Consider the following 20,309-nt stretch of genomic DNA (forward strand, 5'->3'; position numbering starts at 1 on the left):
TGAGACGGCGCCTATAGCAAGCAGGGCTGCCACAGCAGGCATTTTATATGTGGGGAGCATGTGGGGGGTGGGGAGCGGCGACAAAAGAAAAGATCGCGGTGGAGGCTGCAGAGCAAGCGGCTTTGGCGAACTCCGCCCGGCTGGCAGAGAGGAGCGCGCTGGACGGCAAGATAGCTCGGTCTGCCCCGGCCTGCCGGGAAAAAGATGTGAGCGGGCAGGCTATCTATTGGACACCGGCAGCGGCGGCAGGTGTTCTGCCGGACAGGTATACTTCTCTTTTTTAAAAGCGGCAGAGAGAGAACGCGGCCCGGTGAGGAGCACTGTAGGTGGGATAGACCTGGCCGAAACGCTCTGGGCGGGTGGCCAGAAACAGGGCCATGACCAGAGGTTGCGCTGTCGGGGGACCGTCGCACGCAGAAACCGCCATGCGCATCCCAGCCGGGGCAGGTGCCGGGCAGCAGTAGAGCGCGAGAGACTGCTTGCTGGTGGCTGGCAAACCCGAGAAAAAAGGACGGGCCCGCTGAACTGCGAGCCCGTCCTTTTTATACAGATGTGTTTTTACAGCCCCACGGCACTGGCGCCGTAAGCGGCCTGTTCGTCGGTAAAACCCTCGTACTTCAGCTGGTCGATGAGACCCTGACGGGAGAAAGAGCTGAAATTCATATAGGTCTGGGCCTTTTTCGCCGCCTGCTCGTTCCAATCGGCGCCGCAGTTGTTGGCCCCATATGCGGCCTGTTCGCTGGTGAACTGCTCATATTCCAGCTGCCTGATGAGCCCCTGATAGGAGAAAGCCGAGGTGTTCAGATAAGATCCCGCCTTTTTCAGGGCCTGAGCGTTCCAGTCGACGCCGCAGTTGTCGGCCCCGTACACCGCCTCTTCGTGCGAGAACTGCTCGTACTCCAGCTGCCTGACGAGCCCATCGTGGGAAAAGGCGGACACACCCAGATACGCGCGAGCCCTGGACAGAGCGTTGGCTTGCCCCGCCGTGACGCCGGACGGCTCGCTGCTCTGGGTCTCGCCACCGCTGGGGCTGGTGTTGGTGCCAGAGTTAGAGCTGGTATTGGGGCTGGTGTTGGTGCCGGCGCCGGCTTGACCGGAGCCACCGGCATTCTGTCCGCCTGCGCTTTGTCCTCCGGCGCTGCCGGCGGCAGAACCGGAACCGGCGGCAGACGAAGAGGTGCTGCCGGTTTGGCCATCGCTGCCGGCGGTACTGCTGCCGGAACTGGAGCCGCCGGCCTTTGTGGCCTTTTTATCGAGGCGGAGGCTGCCGACGACGGTGTCTATTTGGGCGCCGATCTCCTTTTGCAATTTGTCGCGCATGGTGAAGGTCACGTAGTACAGGGCGTTATTGGGCACGTCGGCAAGCACGTATAGTTCCATGTTATACATGCCGTATGTGTCGACCCGATCGCTGTAGCTGGCCTTAAAAGCCTCTATTCCCGCCAACTTTATAAATTCCTTTTTGCCCAGCTTAAAGTCTTTCGAGTCCCCCTGCACACCTTTAAAAAAGGTGCTGTAGACCTCGTGGAGGTCCTCTGTGCTGCTCACCGAGGAGAAGTCGATCTCGTTGTAGCTGACGAACAGAAATCCCGCTTTGTTGTCATCGGTGGGATAGTGGTAATACCCGCTCTCGGCTTTTACCTTTCTCCACGTGGACGGCACCCTGTAGGTCAGTGCCTGCAGGGTGCCGCCCGTCGTCTTGACCGCAGAGGAAGACGATGTCTCTTCTTTGGTGCCGCTCTCTTTTTGGGGCGTGCCGCAACCGGCCAGTTGCAGACACAGCACCAGCGCGAGAGCAGCGGCGATCACTTTTTTCATATAGATCCCTCCAAAATCCAATCACTCATGGATTAAAGACAGGATACCACAAAACAATGCGATAGAGAAGAAGAGATTTCGACAAATATTTTGTGTACTGTGCCAAAATGGCGGAGCCAGACCCGACTGGAGAAAACAGGGGACCTGCCGGGGATAGCGGGACGTGTACAGGCCGCACATTTCGGGCGCGGGTGGGCGGCCGGAGCAAGAAAGAGAGGCCTTCTCGACCGAGAAGACCTCTCTTTTTACAGCTGTGCGAAGATGCGGGCGCCTTTGGTGCCGAGCCACAGCCACAGCGCCAGGCACAGGAGCGCGGCGACAGCGGTGGCAGCGATGGCCACGAGCGCCATGGGCAGGTGCAGCAGAAAGCCGAGCCCGATAAAAGCGCCCGCCAACAGCGGCGTGGCAAATACCCCGGTAAAGGAGGCGGCAGACTGTTTGATGACGGTGACTTCGCTCTGCCAATCCAGCTTGGGAAACAGGAGGTTGACCACCAGCCCGGCAACAGCGGTAAACACGGCGAAGACCAGCGGCGTCAGGTAGAAAAAGATCCACTCGACGGGCGAGGGGCGCAGGGCGATACCGGCCATGGTGGAGCCGAGCAGACAGGCGGGGACGAGGACGGTGAGGTTGACCAGCACCTTGCTGATAAAGATCTGCGAGGTGCTGACCGGCAGCGACTTTAAGATCCAGAGATGGTCGCCCTCCAGCGAGATGGAACAGCAGCTGACACTGCCCATCCCGCCGATGGCGGCCATCACCAGCGGGCAGAGGCCGGTGAGCATGCCGCCCAGGCCGGGGATGCCCAGAAAGCCCTCGAGCTGGGCGCGGGGCATAAAGAGCAGCGCGCCGGCAGCCACCACCAGCATGAGCGCACCCATGCCGGTGTTAAAGATATAGAGGGTGGAGGAGGTGAAACGGCGCCACTCTTTTTGATAGAGCGCCGTGAGCGCCGAGGACTGGCGCAGCTGGCCCAGCCGGTACTTGCCCCTGGCTGTGGTGGTGGAGAACACCGCGTGCAGCTGCCGGTAAAAGCGGCCCACCAGCGCACAGAAGAGCAAAAAGGGCAACACGCACAGGGCCATGAGCAGCGCCCAGCTGGCCGCGCTGCCGCCGGCTACCCCCTGCGTGAACAGCCGGGCAGGGGGGTACACGGCCTCTAGCTGGGAGGCGACTTGCCCGCCTATTTGGGCCAGCTCGGTGACCTGCATCTCGGTGGCCTGGAAGCTGAGAGCGGTGGAGCCTACCAGCACGCCGACGACCACCAGCCCGTAGAGCAGCACCGAGATGATCTTGCTGTGGCCCAGGCGCGCAGAGAGCAGCGCCACCGCCCCGCCGATGATGAGACCCAGGATGAGCGGCAACAGAGGCAGGGCCAGCAGTGCGGGGATCAGGGCCAGCCAGTACCACATAGAGGGGCCGGCCTGCAGGCCGTAGACTACCGCCGCCGGGACCAGCAGCAGACAGGAAAAGAGCAGACTGCCGCTGTAGAGGATGAGCACCCGGCTGGCGACGACGGTGCTCTGGGGGATGGGGAGAGCCATTTGCAGGTCGTAGTCTCGAAAGGAAAACAGCACACTGCCGGCCTTATAGATGACCGTGATGAGCGAGAGCAGCGAGGCGGCGACGGCCATGACGGTGAGCACCAGTTCGGGGCGGCCCAGCATGGCGGCCATCTGGCCCATGGCCACCGAGTAGGTGGTGGAGATACCCACCAGCATGACGGCGATGAGGACGAAGCCCACCGCCATGAGCAGCGACTTTCTCTTTTCTCTGGGGTCTTTGGCGTGGAACAATTTGCCCAGACCCAGCGATTCCAGCGCGTACACTCTGCCCAGTAAAATTAGTTTATTCATGGTCGATCAACTCCAAAAATACGTCTTCAAGACTGCTCTGGCCGATCACTTCGTGTGTGGGCCCGCTGACGACCAGCCGGCCCTCTTTGATGATGCCGATGCGGTCGCAGAGCTTTTCGGCCACCTCCAGCACGTGGGTGGAGAAAAAGATCGCGCTGCCCTGGGCGCACAGCTCGGCCATGATCTGCTTGAGGGTGTGGGAGGCCTTGGGGTCGAGGCCGACGAACGGCTCGTCGAGCACCAGCAGCTTGGGCGCATGCAGCAGCGCCGAGATGAGGGCCAGCTTCTGCTTCATGCCGTGGGAGTAAGAGGAGACGGGGTCGCCCAGGTTGGCGGTGAGCTCGAAAGCGTCGCCGTACTGGGCGATGCGCTGCCGGCGCAGCTGCCCCTCTACACCGAACACGTCGCCGACGAAACCCAGGTACTGGATGCCGGTGAGGTGGTCGTAGAGATCGGGGTTGTCGGGGATGTAGGCGGTGATCGATTTGCAGGCCATGGGGTCGTCTTTGACCGAGTGGCCGTCGATCTCGATGCTGCCGCGATCGAAATCGAGAATGCCGACCACCGACTTGATGGTGGTGGTCTTGCCGGCGCCGTTGTGGCCGATAAAACCGAATATCTCGCCGCTTTCGACGGTGAGCGTGAGGTCGTCGACGGCCTTTTTGCCGCCTTTGTAGGTCTTGCTCAGGTGGGTAATCTTCAGCATGTCGGTGTCTCCTTGCTGTCGTGGCCGGCTGGGGCATCGCTCTCACTGGGCCCCTGGGCCGTGGGGATGGTGATCATACTCAGGCGGATGGGGCGGCGGTTTGGCCCCGGTGCGTTTTGCAGGTAGTCGAGCACGGCGGTATTGATTTTTTGCCCCAGCTCAGACATCTCTTCGGGGGAGAGCATGAGCGTGGAGGTGGAAAAAGAGATCCCGTCGTGCAGCGGGTCGATATCGGCGCGGGAGAAGTAGTGGGCACCGTCGCCCAGCAGCGCCAGCAAAAACTGCTCGTAGGCGCGGTGCAGCTGGTCGCCGCTGGGCATGCTGCCGTTTATCTGCTGCGGTGGGGCCAATGCGTAAAAGCGCTCCTGCACGCCGCGCACCCGCCGGGTAGATGCCACCTGGATGAGACCGGAGTCGACCAGCTTTTTGATGTGCCGGTACAGGCTGGCCTTGGACACGTTTTCTACGTAGGTGGCGATCTGGGCGCTGGTGGCGCTGGGGTGCAGCGCCAGATACTGGATGATGCGCATGCGCACCGGGTTGAGCAGCACCTCTATTTGATCAGAGAACATACGGCACCTCCTTTTGTGTGAGCTCTCAATAAATATCGTTCTCAATTATGATAATATTCTCAATCGTGAGAATAGTCAATAGGAAAATCGGCCCGATCTATATAAAAGTTTTGTAAAGAGAGCCGAAGGCGGAGCTGTGGCCGCAGCGGGCCGGGCAGACGAGGCTGCGGCCGCCATTTTGCCGGGCGAGCCTGGGATGATAGGCAAGAGGTGCCGGCCGGGCCCGCACAGAAAGAAAAATGTTTTTGAGGCATATCTCGCTTATAGATATGTTGAATATGGGCAGGTGATGTGCTATTCTGAGGGCAGAAAGGGGCGATAGATAGATGGAACTGCGGGTGCTCAGTTACTTTTTGATGGTGGCCCGGGAGGAGAACATCACCCGGGCGGCACAGCTTTTGCACGTGACCCAACCCACCTTGTCGCGGCAGCTGATGCAGCTGGAGCAGGAGCTGGGGGTGCGGCTCTTTACCCGCAGCAGCCACCACATCGTGTTGACCGACGAGGGGATGCTGCTCAGGCGCCGGGCGCAGGAGCTGGTGTCGCTGGCCGAAAAGACCCGGCGGGAGCTGCGCCGGGATGAGCAGCTGAGCGGTGAGATCTCCATCGGCAGCGGGGAGTTTCACAGTTTCTCGCTGCTGGCCACGCTGCTGGCCTCGTTTCGCCGGCAGTACCCGCTGGTGCGCTTTGACCTGTACAGTGGCAACGCCGACAACATCAAAGACCGCATCGAGCGCGGGACGCTGGATATCGGGCTGCTCTCGGACCCGGTGGATATCGGCAAGTACGAATTCGCTCGCCTGCCCCAAAAAGAGGTGTGGGGCATTTTGGCCCCGGCCGACTCCCCCCTGGGGCAAAAAGAGCAGATAGCGCCGGCAGATCTGGCCGGCCAGCGGCTGATGGTCTCACAGCGGGCGCTGGTGCAAAACGCGCTGGCCAGCTGGCTGGGGGAGCTGCAGCAGCAGGTGGAGATCACGACCACCTACAACCTGCTGTACAATGTAGCCATGATGGTGCAGCAGGGGATGGGGGTGGCGCTGTGCCTGGAGCTGGACTGCCATTATGAGGGGCTGCGGTTCGTGCCGCTGTGGCCGCGCTGGGAGTCGGGCACGGTTTTGGTGTGGAAGAAAAATCAGGCGCTCTCCCCCACCTTCGACGCCTTTTTGCGGCATGTCAAGTTATGCTTATCAGGCATTTCTGATGATAATTTATAAGTATTGGACATTTCTTGATATTGGCCATACAATGTAGGTGTTCCCGCGGGAGCACCTGCTTTTTTTGTGCCGGTTGGCACTGGCAGCGGGCCCCACCGGCCACCGCTGTGTGCCCCCGACCGCCGACGGATGCCGGGCCGGGCGGGAGCACGGGAGGTGAGAGCGACTGATATGACCATAAAAGAGGCGAGCGAGAAATACCACATCCCCCTGGAGCTGCTGCGGGAGTACGAGCGGTGGGGGCTGTGCGACACGGTGAAAAAGGTGATGGGGGCGTGGCAGTACGACGACCGCGACTTAGAGCGGCTGAGCATGATCATGACGCTGCACGACGCCGGCTTTACCGGTGAAGAAGTAAAGACCTACATGCAGCTCATTTTGTCAGGTACCGACACGACGGCAAAACGGCTGCAGCTGCTAAAGCACAAGAGGGACTGCATTTTAAAGGCCATTCACCGCCGCGAGAGACAGCTGGACCAGCTGGACCACCTGCGCTACAAGATGCAAAAAGAAGGTCTTTCCAGGTGATGAGAGCCGCACACAAATAGCGGGGTGGGGGCCGCACCGGCTTGTTGCCCCGCACACCCCCACCGCGGCAGATAGCTGCCCGTCCACCAGTTGGGCGCGCGGGGGCCGCCGGGCAGGGCTGCATTTTGGCGGGCCCGGCTATACACATACGTGCACCAGACCGGAGCCCTGGGCGGCGGGTGGTGGCGCGGGTGACCGCCCCGGGCAGATCACCCGCGCTGCGGCTGCCTGCACCCCGATAAGGAGCTGCCGGAGCCGTATACAGTGCACACAGTGGAGAAAGGAGCGCAAACATGCGTAAGAGTTTGATCGTCTACTACAGCTGGTCGGGCCGCACCCGCGAGATGGCGGAGAAGATCGCCGCCCAGACGGGGGCCGACCTGCTGGAGATATGCCCGCAGGAGGACTATCCGCGGGATTACAGTGCGGTGGTGGCCCAGGCCAAAGAGGAGATACGCCGTAAAGAGCACCCGCCGATCGTGCCGACCGGCGCCGCAGTGGCGGCGTATGAGGTGATATTTGTGGGGACCCCCATCTGGTGGGGGACCATGGCCCCGCCGGTAGCTACTTTTTTGCAGCAGGCCGACCTGCACGGCAAAACGGTGATGCCTTTTAGCACCCACGGGGGCGGCGGTAAGGGCCGCGCCGACCGCGACATAGCCCGGGCCTGCAGAGGAGCTACCGTGCTCGACATGTACACCGCCTATGAAGGGGGCGGAAAACAGGCGGCGGCAGATATCGCCGCCTGGCTGCAGCAACTGGATAAAGAGCAGTAGAGGGAGGTGTGAGAAATGGTAAAAAGAGTACTTGCAGCTCTGTTGGGGCTGGCGGCGCTACTGGCGCTGAGCGGGTGCGGGCAGCAGGAGAGCCGGGAGCGGGCGGCATCGCACGCCCCGGAGGCAGAGGTGAGCCAGCCGGCAAAGCAGCCGGTCGACCCGGCTGCCGGCAAAAAGTCGCTGGTGGTGTACTTTTCGCAGTCGGGCAACACCGAGGCGGTGGCCAGAGCGATCGGGGAACAGACGGGGGCCGAGCTCTGGGCCCTGCGGCCGCAAAAGCCCTACACCGACGACTACGACGCGCTGCTGGAGGTAGCGAGCAGCGAGCAGCAGAACGGCGCCCGCCCGGCCATAGCCACGCCGCTGCCCGACCTCGACAGTTACGACGTGATCTATGTGGGGTACCCCATCTGGTGGGGAGATATGCCGATGATCCTGTACACCTTTTTTGAGGACGGCGACTTTTCCGGTAAGACGGTGGTGCCGTTTTGCACCAGCGGCGGCAGCGGGCTCTCAGGGACGGTGGAGACGATCGAGCAGTTGGCGGCCGGGGCAGATGTAAAACAGGGTCTGCACGTGGGCAGTGCGGCAGCCGCCGACGCCACCGGCGCCGTGAACAGCTGGCTGAGCGAGCTGGACCTCTACAGATAGAGAGCGGGGAACATATATGCAGTACACAAAACTGGGGACCACCGAGCTGGAGGTATCGCGCATCTGTATGGGCTGTATGGGCTTTGGCGCCGCGTCCAGCGGCCAGCACCGCTGGACGGTAGACGAGACGCATGCCCGCCAGATCATCCGCCGCGGGCTGGAGAGGGGCATCAATTTTTTCGACACCGCGATCGCCTACCAGAGCGGCACCAGCGAACAGTATCTGGGCCGGGCCCTGAGAGACTTTGCCCGGCGCGACGAGGTGGTGGTAGCCACCAAATTTTTGCCCCGCACAAAAGAGGAGATCGCCGCCGGCATCAGCGGTGAACAGCACGTGGCGCGCATGCTCGATAAGAGCCTGCAAAACCTGGGCACAGACTATGTGGACCTGTATATCTGCCACATGTGGGACTATCAGACCCCGCTGCCGGAGATCATGCGCGGGCTGGACCGGGCCGTGCGGTCGGGCAAGGCGCGCTATATCGGCATCTCCAACTGCTTTGCCTGGCAACTGGAAAAAGCGGGTGCGCTGGCGGCAGATCAGGGCCTTACGCCGTTTGTGGCGGTGCAGGGGCACTACAATCTGATCTTTAGAGAGGAGGAGCGCGAGATGGTACCGTGCTGTCGGGCCGAAAACATCGCCCTGACCCCCTACAGCCCGCTGGCAGGCGGCCGTCTGGCCCGGCGGGGAGACGGCAGTTCACGCCGCGCCAGGCAGGACGATTACGCGGCGCTGAAGTACCGGGCGGCGCGCCAGATGGACCAGCCGATCATCGACCGGGTAGAAAAACTGGCCCGGCAGCGCGGGGTGGGCATGCCCGAGATAGCGCTGGCCTGGCTGCTCACAAAAGTGGCGGCGCCGGTGGTGGGCATGACAGGGCCCCAGCACCTGCAGGGGGCCGTACAGGCGACCGAGATCACTTTGACAAAAGCAGAGATTGCCTATTTAGAAGAGCTGTACCAGCCGCACCCACTGGTGGGGGTCATGGCCCAGAACACCCCCGAGACCGCCGGTCAAAAACAGGTGTGGTCGACCGGGGCACAGCACATTTAGAGAGGAGAGACACAGCGTGAACCTACACGATACAGACCCTGAATTTATGGAGCGTGTGGAGCACTTTGCCGGGGCGGAGGTGGTGGAGGAGCCGGGCGCAGAACTGGCCGCCGACACCCGCTATATGGCGATCCTGGCCGCCCTGCTGGGCTGTCAGGGAACAGAGCTCTACCGGGAGATGCTGCCCCGGGCTCTGGAGGCGGGGCTTTCGCCGGTAGCGGTAAAAGAGATCGTATATCAGGCGGTAGATTACCTGGGCCTGGGCCGCGTTTGGCCTTTTTTGACCGCCACCAACCAGGTGCTGATACAGCGCGGAGTGGCGCTGCCGCTGCCCGGGCAGGCCACCACTACCCTGCAGGACCGGCTGCCCAGAGGGGCGGCCGCCCAGGTGCAGATATTTGGGCCGCACATGGCGGATCTCTGGCAGAAGAGCACCGTCAACCGCTGGCTGGCGGCCAACTGTTTTGGCGACTACTACACCCGCACGGGGTTGGACCTGGCCCAGCGGGAGATGATCACCTTTGTGTTTTTAGCGGCACAGGGCGGCTGTGAGCCCCAGCTGGCCGCACACATCGAGGGCAATGTACGGCTGGGCAACGACCTGGTATTCCTGCGCCGGGTGGTGCTGCAGTGCCTGCCCTATATCGGCTATCCCCGCAGCCTCAATGCGCTGGCCTGTGTAGATCGCGCCGCGGCGGCACAGGGGGCGTAAAGGCTTCGCCGCACCGGGCGCGGCAAGATAAGGCGACGGTCCGGCGGCGTGCGGGCGCGCGAGTATCCGGCCACCGCCGCCGGCAAACAAAAAAATAGCCGCCCGAAGGGATCGGGCGGCCCCAGACGGCAAGACAACAAGACAACAAGACAGCCGGGCGGGCGCTACCGTGCCCGCCCGGCCACAAGGAGGAGATACCGATGTGTGACAGACGACCCATAGAGCCCCTGTTTTTACTGGGGGAGCCCAACACCGCCTACGCCCCGTACTTTGTGGGGCAGAGCTACCTCAACCGGCTGACCGAGGGGGCGCTGCCGATCGCCAACGTGACGTTTGCCCCCGGCTGCCGCAACAACTGGCACATCCACCGCGCCGAGAGCGGCGGCGGGCAGGTCCTGCTGTGTACCGACGGCCGCGGCTGGTACCAGGCGTGGGGCCAGCCGGCCCGGGCACTGCGCCCGGGCGACGTGGTGGTGATACCCGCGGGGGTAAAACACTGGCACGGCGCCGCCAAAGACAGCTGGTTTGCCCATCTCTCGATCGAGGTGCCGGGAAAAGGGACCGCCAACGAGTGGCTGGAGCAGGTCGCCGACAGCCAGTATAACAGCCTGTGAACAGATCACCTGCCGGTAGAAAGGCCCGCGCCGACAGGCGTCTGGCTGTAGATGCGGCGATGGTGCTGGGCCTGCTGGCGCTGATGGGCCGCCCCTATTTGGCGGCACCTGTGCACGCGTGGATCGGTGCCGGGTTGACGGCACTCTCTGCCGCCCACCACCTTTTTAGCCGGGGCCGGTATCGCGGTCGGCGGCACACGCCGCTGCGCACCGTGCAGGTGGCGCTTCGGGTGCTCCTGCTGGCGGCTGTGCTGGCGCTCGGGTACAGCGGGGCACGGATGACTTGGCCGGCAACGGCTCTCTGGCCGGCGGGTGGCGGTCTGCCCTTGGCGCGGCGGCTGCACATCCTGGGCGCTTACTGGGGCTTTCTGCTGATGGGGCTGCACCTGGGCGTGCAGTGGCACACGGTGCTCGCGGCGGTGCGCCGGCGCCGCCCGGCCCGGGCCGCCCGGCTCGACCGCGCGGGCGTCTGGTTTGCGCTGGCTCTGCTGGCAGCGGGGTACGGTATCTGGGTGGTGATAAAGCGGGACCTGCTGGCGTATCTGTTTTTGCAGACCGAATTTGTATTTTACGACTACGGCGAGCCGGCGGCGCTCTTTTACCTGGACTATTTGGCGCTGTTGGGGCTGTGGGTCTTTATTGGCCACTACGCCGCCAAGTCGCTGCGGCCACCGCGCCCTGAACACAGCGCCGTGCAAACTGGAGCAGAAAGATGACGCGGCCCGGCCACATCGGCCCGGGGCCGGTATGGCAGAGGAGCCGGTATGGGCTAAAGCCCACCGGCTCTTTGGCAGTCGCGGCGGCCGCCGCGCCCAATACACCTATGCTTTTGGTGTATGGAATGTTATAAAAAATAAGTATTTGCTATAACACGCGTCAGCGGGTATCCTGGTGACAGCGGACCGCGCGGTGATGACCCACCGCCGCACCGTACAGCGCTGCCTCTGCCCGATAGACGGTTTCCAAAAATATCTGTGAACAAGGCTCTTGACTTGGAGTGCACTCCAGGGTGTAAGGTGGGGCAGAGGGGTGTGGAGGCGCCACAGGCTTTGCCTAAAAGGCGTATAAGTGGCACCCCGAGGGGGATCTGGGGACCAATAGCGGTCAGCGCCGGGCCCGGCCGGGCCTACCTGAGGCCGATCGGGCAGCGGCACAGTGTGCTGTATACAGTTTAGCGGTTCGTATTCAGTGTGTAGTGTGTAATGTGCAGTGTTTGAAGCGTAATGTTTGATGTTTGAAAGGACAGAATGATATGGCAACGATGCAGTACCGCAAGCTGCCCCACGGCGGTGAGCAGATCAGTGTGATCGGCCTGGGTATGGGCTCGATCCACCTGAGCGACGAGGCGGAGATCCAGCGCACCGTCGAGCTGGCCGTCGAGAGCGGCATCAACTACTTTGATATGGCCGCCTCGTCGGGCAAGCCGTACGCCTGCTATGCGAGAGCCCTGGCCGGCCGGCGGGAAAAGGTGTATCTGCAGATGCATTTTGGCGCGCTGTACGACGGCGGCAAGTACGGCTGGACGCGGGACCTGGAAAAGATCGAGCGCACCTTTGGCGAGCAGCTGCGCACGCTGCACACCGACTATGCAGACATGGGCTTTGTGCACTGCATCGACGAGATGGAGGACTTTGAACAGGTGATGCAGGGGGGCCTGTGGGCGTATATGAAGTCGCTCAGGCAGAGCGGTGTCGTGCGCCACCTGGGGCTGTCCTCTCACGACCCGGCCATTTTGCGCCGCTTTTTGGATACGGGGCTCATCGATATGGTCATGTTCAGCATCAACCCGGCCTACGACTATTCCACCGGCGCCTACGGTATCGGCAGCATGGCCGACCGCGGGCAGCTGTACCGCGAATGTGAGAGAGCCGGGGTGGGCATTTCGGTGATGAAGCCGTTTGGCGGCGGCCAGCTCTTAGACGCTAAGACCTCGCCGTTTAAAGCGGCGCTTACCAAAACGCAGTGCATCCAGTACGCACTGGACCGGCCGGCGGTGCTCACGGTGCTGCCGGGGGTGCGCGGCAGCAGGGACCTCAAAGAGGTGCTCGCCTATTTGCAGACCGGCCCCCAGGAGCGCGACTACGCGGCCATCAGCGCCTTCACACCGCAAAATGCCGATGGGATCTGTGTGTACTGCAACCACTGTCAGCCCTGCCCAGCGGGGCTGGACGTGGGGCTCATCAATAAATATTACGACTTGGCGCAAGCCGGCGACGAAATGGCTGCCGGCCACTACCAAAAACTCTCGCGCGGGGCCAAAGACTGCCTGCAGTGCGGCCACTGTGAAAAGCGCTGCCCGTTTCACGTTGAGCAGGAGCGCCGCATGCGCGAGATCGCAGCCTATTTTGACCCGGTTTCCACACAGTGACGCGGCGGCCGCGCACCGTCTGCCGCCGGCCGGCAAGCAAGCGATAAACGGGCACACAGCCCACTTGATAGAAAAAGGAGCAGATAGATATGTTGGGAAATTTTTGCTACGCAAACCCCACGAGACTGTATTTTGGCGAGGGTTCTTTAAAATACCTGCCGGAGGAGCTGGCGCAGTACGGCGAGAACGTGCTGCTGGTGTACGGCGGCGGGTCGATCAAGAAAAACGGCATATACGATCAGGTGTTGGCGGCGCTGAAAGCGAGCGGCAAGCGGGTAGTCGAGGACGCGGGCGTCATGCCCAACCCCACGGTACAAAAGCTGTATGAGGGCTGTGAAAAGGTGCGCCAAAATCACATCGACTTGATCCTGGCAGTCGGCGGCGGCTCGGTCTGCGACTACGCCAAGGCGGTGTCGGTATCGGCCTACTGCAGCGAGGACCCCTGGGAAAAATACTACCTGCGCATGGAGGATGTGGACAACGAGATCGTGCCGGTGGGCTGTGTGCTGACCATGGTGGGCACCGGCTCAGAGATGAACGGCGGCGCGGTCATCACCAACCCCGACAGCAAGCTGAAGATCGGCCATGTGTTTGGCGACGACGTGTTCCCCAAGTTCTCGATCCTCGACCCGGTGTTCACCTACACGCTGCCCCGCCACCAGATGGTAGCCGGCTTTTTCGACATCATGTCGCACATTTTAGAGCAGTACTTCTCGGGTACCGACGACAACACCAGCGACTATATCGCCGAGGGGCTGCTGCGGTCGCTGATCCACAGCTCCCGCATCGCCGCCGAGGACCCGCAAAATTACGAGGCCCGCAGCAACATCATGTGGATCGCCACCTGGGCGCTCAACACCCTGATCGCGAAGGGAAAAAGCACCGATTGGATGGTGCACATGATCGGCCAGTCTATCGGCGCCTATACCGACGCCACCCACGGCATGACGCTGTCGGCGGTCTCTATGGCTTACTACCGCCACATCCTGCCGTACGGTCTGCCCAAGTTCTACCGCTACGCGGTGCAGGTATGGGGAGTAGACCCCCAGGCAAAGAGCGAGGAGCAGGTGGCGGCCGAGGGGCTGGAGCGGATGGAGGCCTATATGCGCCAGCTGGGTCTGGTGATGGATATCACTGCACTGGGTGTCACCGAGGAGATGCTCGACGGCATCGCCGACGGCACCTTTATAATGGACGGCGGCTACAAGGTGCTGGACCGCGACGAGGTAGTGGCCATTTTAAAAGAGAGCATGTAGCGGGCGGCGCCAGCCGCTGACGGCCGCAAGATAGAGCAGCTGGGGGAGCGGGATGTGTACACATCCCGCTCCCCCAGCTCATTTTAAGTGGGCTTTATTTATACCGCCGCGGCGCGGCATCGACCCCCAGACAGTGGCGCAGGTGGTGAAGGAACCGCTCGGCCGCTTTGGAAAAGATCTGGTACTTTTTCCACACGATATCCAGCCCGATCTCCACCGCGGGGCTGAGCGGCCGAAAGCAGAGATCGCTGTTGCCGGTGGTGTTGACCAACTTGTCCAGACAGAGCGCGTAGCCCAGCCCCTCGTCGACCATGAGCGAGCCGTTATAGAGCAGATTGTAGGTGGCGGCGATGTTCCAGCGCCCCATATCCACCTTCATCCATTTTTCCAGCGGGCTGCCGCCGGTGGTCTGACGGGAGATGATGAGCGGCTTGCCCCACAGGTCTTGGGGGGCGATGCAGTCTTTTTGGGCCAGCGGTGCGTCGCGCCGCATCAGCACGCCCCACCGGTCTCTGGCCGGCAGCTGCAGATAGTCGTACTTCGAGATATCTACCGGCTCGAGCAGAACGCCGAAGTCGATAAGACCTTTGTCCAGCTGCTCGAGCACGTCGGCGGCGTCGCCGCTGACGATGTGAAAGCGGATGTTCGGGTAGTCCTGCCGCAGGCCATGCGCCGCCCCGACGACGGTGCGCAGCGAGTCGGTCTCGCCGGCGCCGATAAACACGTCGCCGGTGACCGACTCGCTGGAAAAGGTGATCTCGCTCTCGGTCTTTTGCACCAAGTCGATGATCTCCTGCGCCCGCTTGCGCAAAAGCATGCCCTCCTCGGTGAGCGTGATCTGGCGGCTGCCGCGGATCATGAGCTGCTTGCCCAGCTCTTCTTCCAGGTCTTTTAACTGCCGGGAGAGCGTGGGCTGCGAGAGGTGCAGCGACTCGGCGGCGCCGGAAATGGTCTCCTCTCTGGCCACGGCCAAAAAGTACTGTAACACTCTGATTTCCACCAAAAACACTCCTTTTTGTACAGTATAGAGCAGCTGTATATAGCAGTCAAGTATATTATAGAGATATCTATGTTTTTTGCATATGTTTTATAAAAGCGGAATAATGGCAAAAGAAGCTAAAAATATATAGCTTAAAAACATAGTTATATATTTGATATAGGTATTTGATATGAACTGCTCCTCTCCCTTATAATAGAGCCATAAAACAGGATAGACAGCGAGGTGATCGACGATAAAGACCGGTGATATTCAGCAGACGCTTATACAGAACTTGCGCGACGCGGGCTGCGAGCCGGCGCTGATCAGGTGTTTTTTGCAGTGCCGGGAGCGGGGCGAGACCGAGTACCTGCTGCAGCTTTTGGACCGGCACCGGCGGGAGCTGCTGGATGTGCTGCACCGGGAACAGCGCCGTATCGACTGCCTGGATTATCTGGTGTACCAGATAAAAAAGGAGGGGCGTCCCCCGCGGTAAAGGACCGGGTGCATACATGCAAAGATGAGCCGGGGGCTAGCCACAGGGGCCGGGTCCCCGGCACAGTGTGAAGGGAGCAGACGAGATGAGCGAAACACAGGAGATCAGACAGCAGTACCTTACCGGCGAGCGGGCCCTCTTTCAGGGGCAGGACCTGCACATCGCCAACACCACTTTTGCCGCGGGGGAGTCGCCCCTAAAAGAGAGCCGCAACATCGAGCTGACGGGCAGCTCGTTTAAATGGAAGTACCCGCTCTGGTACAGCAGGCATATCGCGATGCACGACTGCACGCTGTTGGAGACAGCCCGCGCCGGTATCTGGTACACCAGCGATATCGCGGTGGAAGACACTGTGATCCAGGCTCCCAAAACGTTCCGCCGCAGCCGCGGCATCACCTTAAAAAATGTCTCGATGCTGGCAGCGGCCGAGACGCTGTGGAACTGCCGGGACGTGCAGATGTGTAAGGTGCAGGCCCGCGGCGATTACTTTGCTATGAACAGCAGACATATGGACATCCGCGATCTCACGCTGGTGGGCGATTACCCCTTTGACGGCGCGGCGGATGTGCAGATCCACGGCGCCAAGCTCCTGTCAAAAGATGCCTTTTGGAACAGCGAGAACGTCACGGTATACGACTCGTTTATCAGTGGGGAGTACCTGGGGTGGAATGCCAAAGACCTGACACTGATCGGCTGTACCATCGAGAGCCTGCAGGGCTTTTGCTACATCGATCACCTGACCCTGCGCGACTGCCGTCTGCTAAACACCACGCTGGCTTTTGAGTACTCCACAGTCGACGCCCAGATCGAGGGCGGGATCGACAGCGTGCTCAATCCGGCCGGTGGCACCATCTGCGCCGACTATATCGGTGAATTGATCGTGCAGCCAGACCAGGTAGACCCCGACAAGACCCGCATCGTCTGCCGGGGAGACATGCGCACAGCCAGTTGAGAGACTCTGTACCGGGGAGGGACTAAAAAGTGAAAAGACGACCAGGATCACGGCGAAAAATGTGGCTGCCACTGCTTTTTTGTATCGTACTATTTGGCTGCAGCGGGGCGAGCACCGGCAGAAAAGAGACCTCTACACGGGTATCGTCTCCCCCGGCGCAGAGCCGGGACAGAGAGACGGCGGCCGGTACTGCGAGCGGGGAGACGGTGCCACCGGCAATTGTGGGTACCCGCATCCGGCTGACTTTTGCCGGCGGCACGGCCGAAGCTGTGCTGGAAGAGAATGCCGCCACCCAGAGCCTGCTGACACAGCTGCCGGCAGAGGTGGCCATAGAGGATTTTGCCGGCGCCGAGAAGATCGCCTACCTGCCCCAAGATCTGGCGGGCCGGGGAGAGGCGGGCTACGACCCGGCGGTGGGGGATGTGGCCTGTTATGGGCCCTGGGGCAACCTGGTGTTTTTTTACGGGGATCAGCCCTATGCCCAGGGGCTTTATTACATGGGCCGGGTGGAGAGCGGGCTGCAGCAGCTGGCAGCACTGCCAGAGGGCTCTACCGCAGTGATAGAGCGGGTATAAAAACTGGAGGTGAAACGCCGTGCAGTATGATTTTGACACCGTGGTGGACCGCCGCGGCACCAACTCTTTAAAATGGGCGGTGGGCGGTGAAGAGCTGCCCATATAGGTGGCGGATATGGACTTTTTGGTGGCACCGGAGATACAGCGCGCGATCACACAGAGGGCCGCCCACGGGATATTTGGTTACACAGAGGTGCCGGGGGACTGGTACCGGGCGATAAGCAGCTGGTGGGCACAGCGCCACGGCCTGCAGATCCCCCGCGAGTGGATACTTTACTGTACCGGTGTGGTGCCGGCGATATCCAGCGCGATCCGCAAATTGACGACCCCGGGAGAGAAGGTGCTGGTGCAGACGCCGGTCTACAACATCTTTTATAACTGCATCCGCAATAACGGCCGCCAGGTAGTGGAGAACCGGCTGGTGTACGACGGCGGGCGCTACCACATCGATTTTACCGACCTGCAGCAAAAGCTGGCGGACCCGCAGACCACGATGATGCTGTTGTGCAACCCCCACAACCCGATCGGCAAGATATGGGACCGCACTGAGTTGGAGGAGATCGGCGCACTGTGCCGGCGCCACCATGTGCTGGTGCTCGCGGACGAGATCCACTGCGACCTGACCGACCCGGGGCAGAACTATACGCCGTTTGCCGCCGTGTCGAATGACTGCCGGCAAAACAGCATCACCTGCGTCGCGCCGACCAAGACCTTTAACCTGGCCGGCCTGCAGACGTCGGCCGTACTGGTGCCTAGCGGGGCTTTGCGACACCGGGTAGAGCGGGCGCTGGGCACCGATGAGATAGCAGAACCCAACACCTTTGCCATCACCGCCGCGGTGGCTGTCTACACCAGCGGCGGCCCCTGGCTGGAGGCGCTGCGCAGCTACCTGTACCAGAATAAACAGATGGCTGCCGCCTATTTAAAAAAAGAGCTGCCCCAGGTACAGGTGGTGCCGTCGACGGCGACCTACCTGCTGTGGCTGGACTGCCGGCAGGTGCGGGGCAGCGGGGCGGACTTGGCCGATCATCTGCGGCAAAAGACAGGGCTCTACCTGTCGGGCGGGGCGCAGTTCGGCGGCGGCAGTGAACAGTTTTTGCGCATGAATATCGCCTGCCCCAGGGCCCAGCTATACGCGGGGCTGCAGCGTCTAAAACGGGGCGTTTTGGCCTATGAGGCATGGTGGAGCGAACAGTTCTGAGTGCCGGAGCCGCGGTTCGTCTGTGTGCGCCGGCATGTTGCCGGGACGGCGCGCATACACTAAAAGCGGCAGAGGTGATGCGTTTTGATAGGTCAGCGAACAGAGAAAAAAACACATAAACACCCCCTGCGGCGCTGGTTGGGGGCGCTGCTGGCAGCCGCGGTGCTGTGGGTGCCAGCAGCGTGGGCGGCCGAGCAGACCGCCGACCCCAATGCGCCGCCGGCGGTGGAGGCCCAGGCCTTTGTGCTGATGAGCGCCCAGACCGGGCAGGTGTTTTTAGAGGGCAATATGCACCAGCAGCTGCCCATGGCCAGCACGACCAAGATCATGACGGCGCTGCTGGCGGTGGAGAACGGCTCGCTGGATACGGTGTATACCATGCGCAAAGAGGATGTGACGGTAGAGGGGAGCAGCCTGGGCGTGCGGGAGGGCGATCAGCTGACGCTGCGCGACCTGATCACCGGGATGATGCTCAAGAGCGGCAACGATGCTGCCCGCAGCGTGGCGCACATCGTGGGCGGAGACGGCTTTGTGGACATGATGAACCAGAGGGCCGCCCAGCTGGGCATGCGCAACACCCATTTTACCAACCCGGCCGGGCTGCCGGATGACGACCACTACTCCACCGCCTACGATATGGCGCTGCTGGCCAAAGCGGCGCTGCAAAACCCTGATTTTGCCGCTATCTGCGCCTCTTCTACCGCGGCGATCACCGTAAACGGAGACACCTGGCACCTGAAAAATTCGAACCGGTTGCTGCGGGAGCTGGACGGCGCCTGCGGCATAAAGACCGGCTTTACCAAAAAGGCCGGCCGCTGCCTGGTGTCGGCGGTCACCCGTGAGGGCAGTACGCTCATCTGTGTGACCCTCAACTGCGGCGAGGACTGGAAGACCCACACCGCACTGTACGATTACGCCTTTGCCACCGGCAGTACCCAGCAGCTGCCACCGGAGGAAAAGAGCAGTCTGCCGGTGGTGGGCGGCAGCAAAGACAGCGTGCAGATCACCGTGCAGAGCGAGCTGGACTTTTTGCTGCTCAAAGAGGGCAGTAGCCTGCAAAAGACCGTACAGTTGCCCGGCTTTATCTACGCCCCGATCACCGCGGGGCAGGTGGTGGGGGAGGTGGTTTACCGCAGCCCTGACGGCGGCGAGTACCGCCTGCCGGTGACCGCCACCGAAGAAGTGCCCGAAAAGGGGAAAAAAACCGGCGACAAGAAAAAGACGGGCGGCATTTTTGACTGGATCAAGGGATGGTTCGTAAAGGACTGACAGACAGAAGAAGAGCCTGCGACCGACAGCGGTCGCAGGCTCTTCTTCTGTTTTTTAGCTGGCGGTGCTGGGGGCATAGAGAAGATCCAGTCGTCGGTGCCAAGGCACATAAAAAGGTAGTGGACACCGCTTTTTTGGGTGGAGCCCTGGTCGCCGCCAGCGGTGATCGCGGGGATATCCAGCACGTCGAATACCTGCTGGTAATCGTTTTTTTGTCGATGAGGTAGACGATGCAGCCTAGGGTGTACCAGCCGGCGCTGCCGGTGAGGGCAGTCAGTTTGCCGTCTACCGTTACAGACAGCAGCTGCCCGCTTTTTTGATACGTGCAGTTAAGGCCGCCCCAGGACCTGGTGGGGTGGGCCGGGTCGCGCACCGCATAGCGGCCAGTCAGTTCCTGGCCGTTGTCCTGGGGCAGTTCCTCGCTCATCGCCTGTAACTCAAGGTTTTTATCCGCAAACAACTTTCATAGGTCGCTGACAAACGCGGTACGGGTAGTGGGGAGCAGTTGGACCTTGCTGCCGCTGCCAGACGAAGATGTTTCGCTGGCCCCCCGGTCTTTACCTGCAGAAGTGATGCCACAACCTGCCAGACGGGCCAGCACCAAGAGCAGACAAGAAAATAGATGGACATATTTTTTCATATCGATCACCTCCAAGATCTATGGGATGAGCATACCGCAGAGAGTACAAATACTGCTGGGCAAGCGCCTGAAGAA

22 protein-coding genes are annotated in these 20,309 nt (G+C 61.5%); 15 read left to right on the forward strand and 7 right to left on the reverse strand.

Annotated features, from left to right (window positions below; genetic code table 11):
• Positions 1-558 precede the first annotated feature (558 nt).
• The 4 genes from H8K20_RS03590 to H8K20_RS03605 all read right to left on the reverse strand — a co-directional run bounded on the left by H8K20_RS03590 (position 559) and on the right by H8K20_RS03605 (position 4,952).
• A complete protein-coding gene (locus H8K20_RS03590) occupies positions 559-1,818 on the reverse strand; it encodes an Ltp family lipoprotein (protein ID WP_186487499.1) in 1,260 nt (419 codons plus the stop codon).
• Between the two features lie 245 nt (positions 1,819-2,063).
• Entirely contained in the window at positions 2,064-3,674 is a 1,611-nt protein-coding gene (locus H8K20_RS03595) for a hypothetical protein (RefSeq protein WP_186487500.1), read from the reverse strand.
• A complete protein-coding gene (locus H8K20_RS03600; RefSeq protein ID WP_105205635.1) occupies positions 3,667-4,380 on the reverse strand; it encodes an ABC transporter ATP-binding protein in 714 nt (237 codons plus the stop codon). The genes H8K20_RS03595 and H8K20_RS03600 overlap by 8 nt, the downstream gene beginning before the upstream one ends.
• Positions 4,374-4,952 carry a helix-turn-helix domain-containing protein gene (locus H8K20_RS03605; RefSeq protein ID WP_186487501.1) on the reverse strand — a complete coding sequence of 193 codons (579 nt, stop codon included), beginning with the start codon at positions 4,950-4,952 and terminating at the stop codon, positions 4,374-4,376. The genes H8K20_RS03600 and H8K20_RS03605 overlap by 7 nt, the downstream gene beginning before the upstream one ends.
• 326 nt (positions 4,953-5,278) lie before the next feature.
• On the opposite strand from H8K20_RS03605, the gene H8K20_RS03610 reads away from it, so the two are divergent.
• From H8K20_RS03610 to H8K20_RS03655, 10 genes are all read left to right on the forward strand, one after another.
• On the forward strand, positions 5,279-6,166 hold the full coding sequence (locus H8K20_RS03610; protein WP_186487502.1) for a LysR family transcriptional regulator: 888 nt from the start codon (positions 5,279-5,281) through the stop codon (positions 6,164-6,166).
• A gap of 156 nt (positions 6,167-6,322) precedes the next feature.
• Positions 6,323-6,694 carry a MerR family transcriptional regulator gene (locus H8K20_RS03615; RefSeq protein WP_341480806.1) on the forward strand — a complete coding sequence of 124 codons (372 nt, stop codon included), beginning with the start codon at positions 6,323-6,325 and terminating at the stop codon, positions 6,692-6,694.
• A gap of 293 nt (positions 6,695-6,987) precedes the next feature.
• Complete coding sequence (locus H8K20_RS03620; protein ID WP_154865650.1) at positions 6,988-7,470, forward strand: flavodoxin; 483 nt, start codon at positions 6,988-6,990, stop codon at positions 7,468-7,470.
• A 15-nt stretch (positions 7,471-7,485) separates the two neighbouring features.
• On the forward strand, positions 7,486-8,121 hold the full coding sequence (locus H8K20_RS03625; RefSeq protein ID WP_186487503.1) for a flavodoxin: 636 nt from the start codon (positions 7,486-7,488) through the stop codon (positions 8,119-8,121).
• Positions 8,122-8,137: 16 nt separating this feature from the next.
• A complete protein-coding gene (locus H8K20_RS03630) occupies positions 8,138-9,175 on the forward strand; it encodes an aldo/keto reductase (RefSeq protein ID WP_186487504.1) in 1,038 nt (345 codons plus the stop codon).
• Between the two features lie 16 nt (positions 9,176-9,191).
• Positions 9,192-9,887, forward strand: coding sequence for a carboxymuconolactone decarboxylase family protein (locus H8K20_RS03635; RefSeq protein ID WP_243562749.1), 696 nt, complete (start codon positions 9,192-9,194; stop codon positions 9,885-9,887).
• Positions 9,888-10,087: 200 nt separating this feature from the next.
• Entirely contained in the window at positions 10,088-10,501 is a 414-nt protein-coding gene (locus tag H8K20_RS03640) for a cupin domain-containing protein (protein ID WP_186487505.1), read from the forward strand.
• Positions 10,498-11,217: a hypothetical protein gene (locus H8K20_RS03645; RefSeq protein WP_186487506.1), complete on the forward strand. Its 720-nt coding sequence runs from the start codon at positions 10,498-10,500 to the stop codon at positions 11,215-11,217. Before H8K20_RS03640 ends, H8K20_RS03645 begins: the two co-directional genes overlap by 4 nt.
• A gap of 536 nt (positions 11,218-11,753) precedes the next feature.
• Positions 11,754-12,869, forward strand: a complete 1,116-nt coding sequence (locus H8K20_RS03650) for an aldo/keto reductase (RefSeq protein WP_243206172.1) — start codon at positions 11,754-11,756, stop codon at positions 12,867-12,869.
• 89 nt (positions 12,870-12,958) lie between these two features.
• A complete protein-coding gene (locus H8K20_RS03655) occupies positions 12,959-14,125 on the forward strand; it encodes an iron-containing alcohol dehydrogenase (protein ID WP_186487507.1) in 1,167 nt (388 codons plus the stop codon).
• A gap of 94 nt (positions 14,126-14,219) precedes the next feature.
• Here the strand turns inward: H8K20_RS03655 and H8K20_RS03660 are convergent, their stop codons facing one another.
• On the reverse strand, positions 14,220-15,125 hold the full coding sequence (locus tag H8K20_RS03660; protein WP_186487508.1) for a LysR substrate-binding domain-containing protein: 906 nt from the start codon (positions 15,123-15,125) through the stop codon (positions 14,220-14,222).
• Positions 15,126-15,396: 271 nt separating this feature from the next.
• On the opposite strand from H8K20_RS03660, the gene H8K20_RS03665 reads away from it, so the two are divergent.
• The 5 genes from H8K20_RS03665 to H8K20_RS03685 all read left to right on the forward strand — a co-directional run bounded on the left by H8K20_RS03665 (position 15,397) and on the right by H8K20_RS03685 (position 19,594).
• Positions 15,397-15,597 (forward strand): hypothetical protein, encoded by a 201-nt coding sequence (locus H8K20_RS03665; RefSeq protein WP_207721446.1) that lies wholly within the window; start codon positions 15,397-15,399, stop codon positions 15,595-15,597.
• Positions 15,598-15,682: 85 nt separating this feature from the next.
• Positions 15,683-16,549, forward strand: a complete 867-nt coding sequence (locus tag H8K20_RS03670) for a DUF3737 family protein (RefSeq protein WP_186487509.1) — start codon at positions 15,683-15,685, stop codon at positions 16,547-16,549.
• Between the two features lie 206 nt (positions 16,550-16,755).
• A complete protein-coding gene (locus H8K20_RS03675) occupies positions 16,756-17,124 on the forward strand; it encodes a cyclophilin-like fold protein (RefSeq protein WP_129589451.1) in 369 nt (122 codons plus the stop codon).
• A 115-nt stretch (positions 17,125-17,239) separates the two neighbouring features.
• Positions 17,240-18,325, forward strand: coding sequence for a MalY/PatB family protein (locus H8K20_RS03680; protein WP_341480808.1), 1,086 nt, complete (start codon positions 17,240-17,242; stop codon positions 18,323-18,325).
• 84 nt (positions 18,326-18,409) lie between these two features.
• The gene (locus tag H8K20_RS03685; protein WP_186487510.1) at positions 18,410-19,594 is read left to right on the forward strand and encodes a D-alanyl-D-alanine carboxypeptidase family protein; all 1,185 of its coding nucleotides are present in this window, start codon (positions 18,410-18,412) and stop codon (positions 19,592-19,594) included.
• Here H8K20_RS03685 and H8K20_RS03690 read toward each other — a convergent pair.
• Both H8K20_RS03690 and H8K20_RS03695 read right to left on the reverse strand, forming a co-directional pair.
• Positions 19,569-20,021 (reverse strand): hypothetical protein, encoded by a 453-nt coding sequence (locus H8K20_RS03690; protein ID WP_186487511.1) that lies wholly within the window; start codon positions 20,019-20,021, stop codon positions 19,569-19,571. The genes H8K20_RS03685 and H8K20_RS03690 overlap by 26 nt on opposite strands.
• Positions 20,022-20,057: 36 nt before the next feature.
• Positions 20,058-20,234 carry a hypothetical protein gene (locus H8K20_RS03695; protein WP_186487512.1) on the reverse strand — a complete coding sequence of 59 codons (177 nt, stop codon included), beginning with the start codon at positions 20,232-20,234 and terminating at the stop codon, positions 20,058-20,060.
• Positions 20,235-20,309: the final 75 nt, after the last annotated feature.

The sequence above is a fragment of the Neobittarella massiliensis (ex Bilen et al. 2018) genome, from assembly GCF_014269355.1.
Taxonomy (GTDB): domain Bacteria; phylum Bacillota; class Clostridia; order Oscillospirales; family Ruminococcaceae; genus Neobittarella; species Neobittarella massiliensis.

Bases quoted from the DNA above. Each gene is read 5' to 3' on its own strand.
- H8K20_RS03590 (WP_186487499.1), bottom strand. From the start codon at position 1,818: ATGAAAAAAGTGATCGCCGCTGCTCTCGCGCTGGTGCTGTGTCTGCAA.
- H8K20_RS03595 (WP_186487500.1), bottom strand. From the start codon at position 3,674: ATGAATAAACTAATTTTACTGGGCAGAGTGTACGCGCTGGAATCGCTG.
- H8K20_RS03600 (WP_105205635.1), bottom strand. From the start codon at position 4,380: ATGCTGAAGATTACCCACCTGAGCAAGACCTACAAAGGCGGCAAAAAG.
- H8K20_RS03605 (WP_186487501.1), bottom strand. From the start codon at position 4,952: ATGTTCTCTGATCAAATAGAGGTGCTGCTCAACCCGGTGCGCATGCGC.
- H8K20_RS03610 (WP_186487502.1), top strand. From the start codon at position 5,279: ATGGAACTGCGGGTGCTCAGTTACTTTTTGATGGTGGCCCGGGAGGAG.
- H8K20_RS03620 (WP_154865650.1), top strand. From the start codon at position 6,988: ATGCGTAAGAGTTTGATCGTCTACTACAGCTGGTCGGGCCGCACCCGC.
- H8K20_RS03625 (WP_186487503.1), top strand. From the start codon at position 7,486: ATGGTAAAAAGAGTACTTGCAGCTCTGTTGGGGCTGGCGGCGCTACTG.
- H8K20_RS03630 (WP_186487504.1), top strand. From the start codon at position 8,138: ATGCAGTACACAAAACTGGGGACCACCGAGCTGGAGGTATCGCGCATC.
- H8K20_RS03640 (WP_186487505.1), top strand. From the start codon at position 10,088: ATGTGTGACAGACGACCCATAGAGCCCCTGTTTTTACTGGGGGAGCCC.
- H8K20_RS03650 (WP_243206172.1), top strand. From the start codon at position 11,754: ATGGCAACGATGCAGTACCGCAAGCTGCCCCACGGCGGTGAGCAGATC.
- H8K20_RS03655 (WP_186487507.1), top strand. From the start codon at position 12,959: ATGTTGGGAAATTTTTGCTACGCAAACCCCACGAGACTGTATTTTGGC.
- H8K20_RS03670 (WP_186487509.1), top strand. From the start codon at position 15,683: ATGAGCGAAACACAGGAGATCAGACAGCAGTACCTTACCGGCGAGCGG.
- H8K20_RS03680 (WP_341480808.1), top strand. From the start codon at position 17,240: ATGGACTTTTTGGTGGCACCGGAGATACAGCGCGCGATCACACAGAGG.
- H8K20_RS03690 (WP_186487511.1), bottom strand. From the start codon at position 20,021: ATGAGCGAGGAACTGCCCCAGGACAACGGCCAGGAACTGACTGGCCGC.
- H8K20_RS03695 (WP_186487512.1), bottom strand. From the start codon at position 20,234: ATGAAAAAATATGTCCATCTATTTTCTTGTCTGCTCTTGGTGCTGGCC.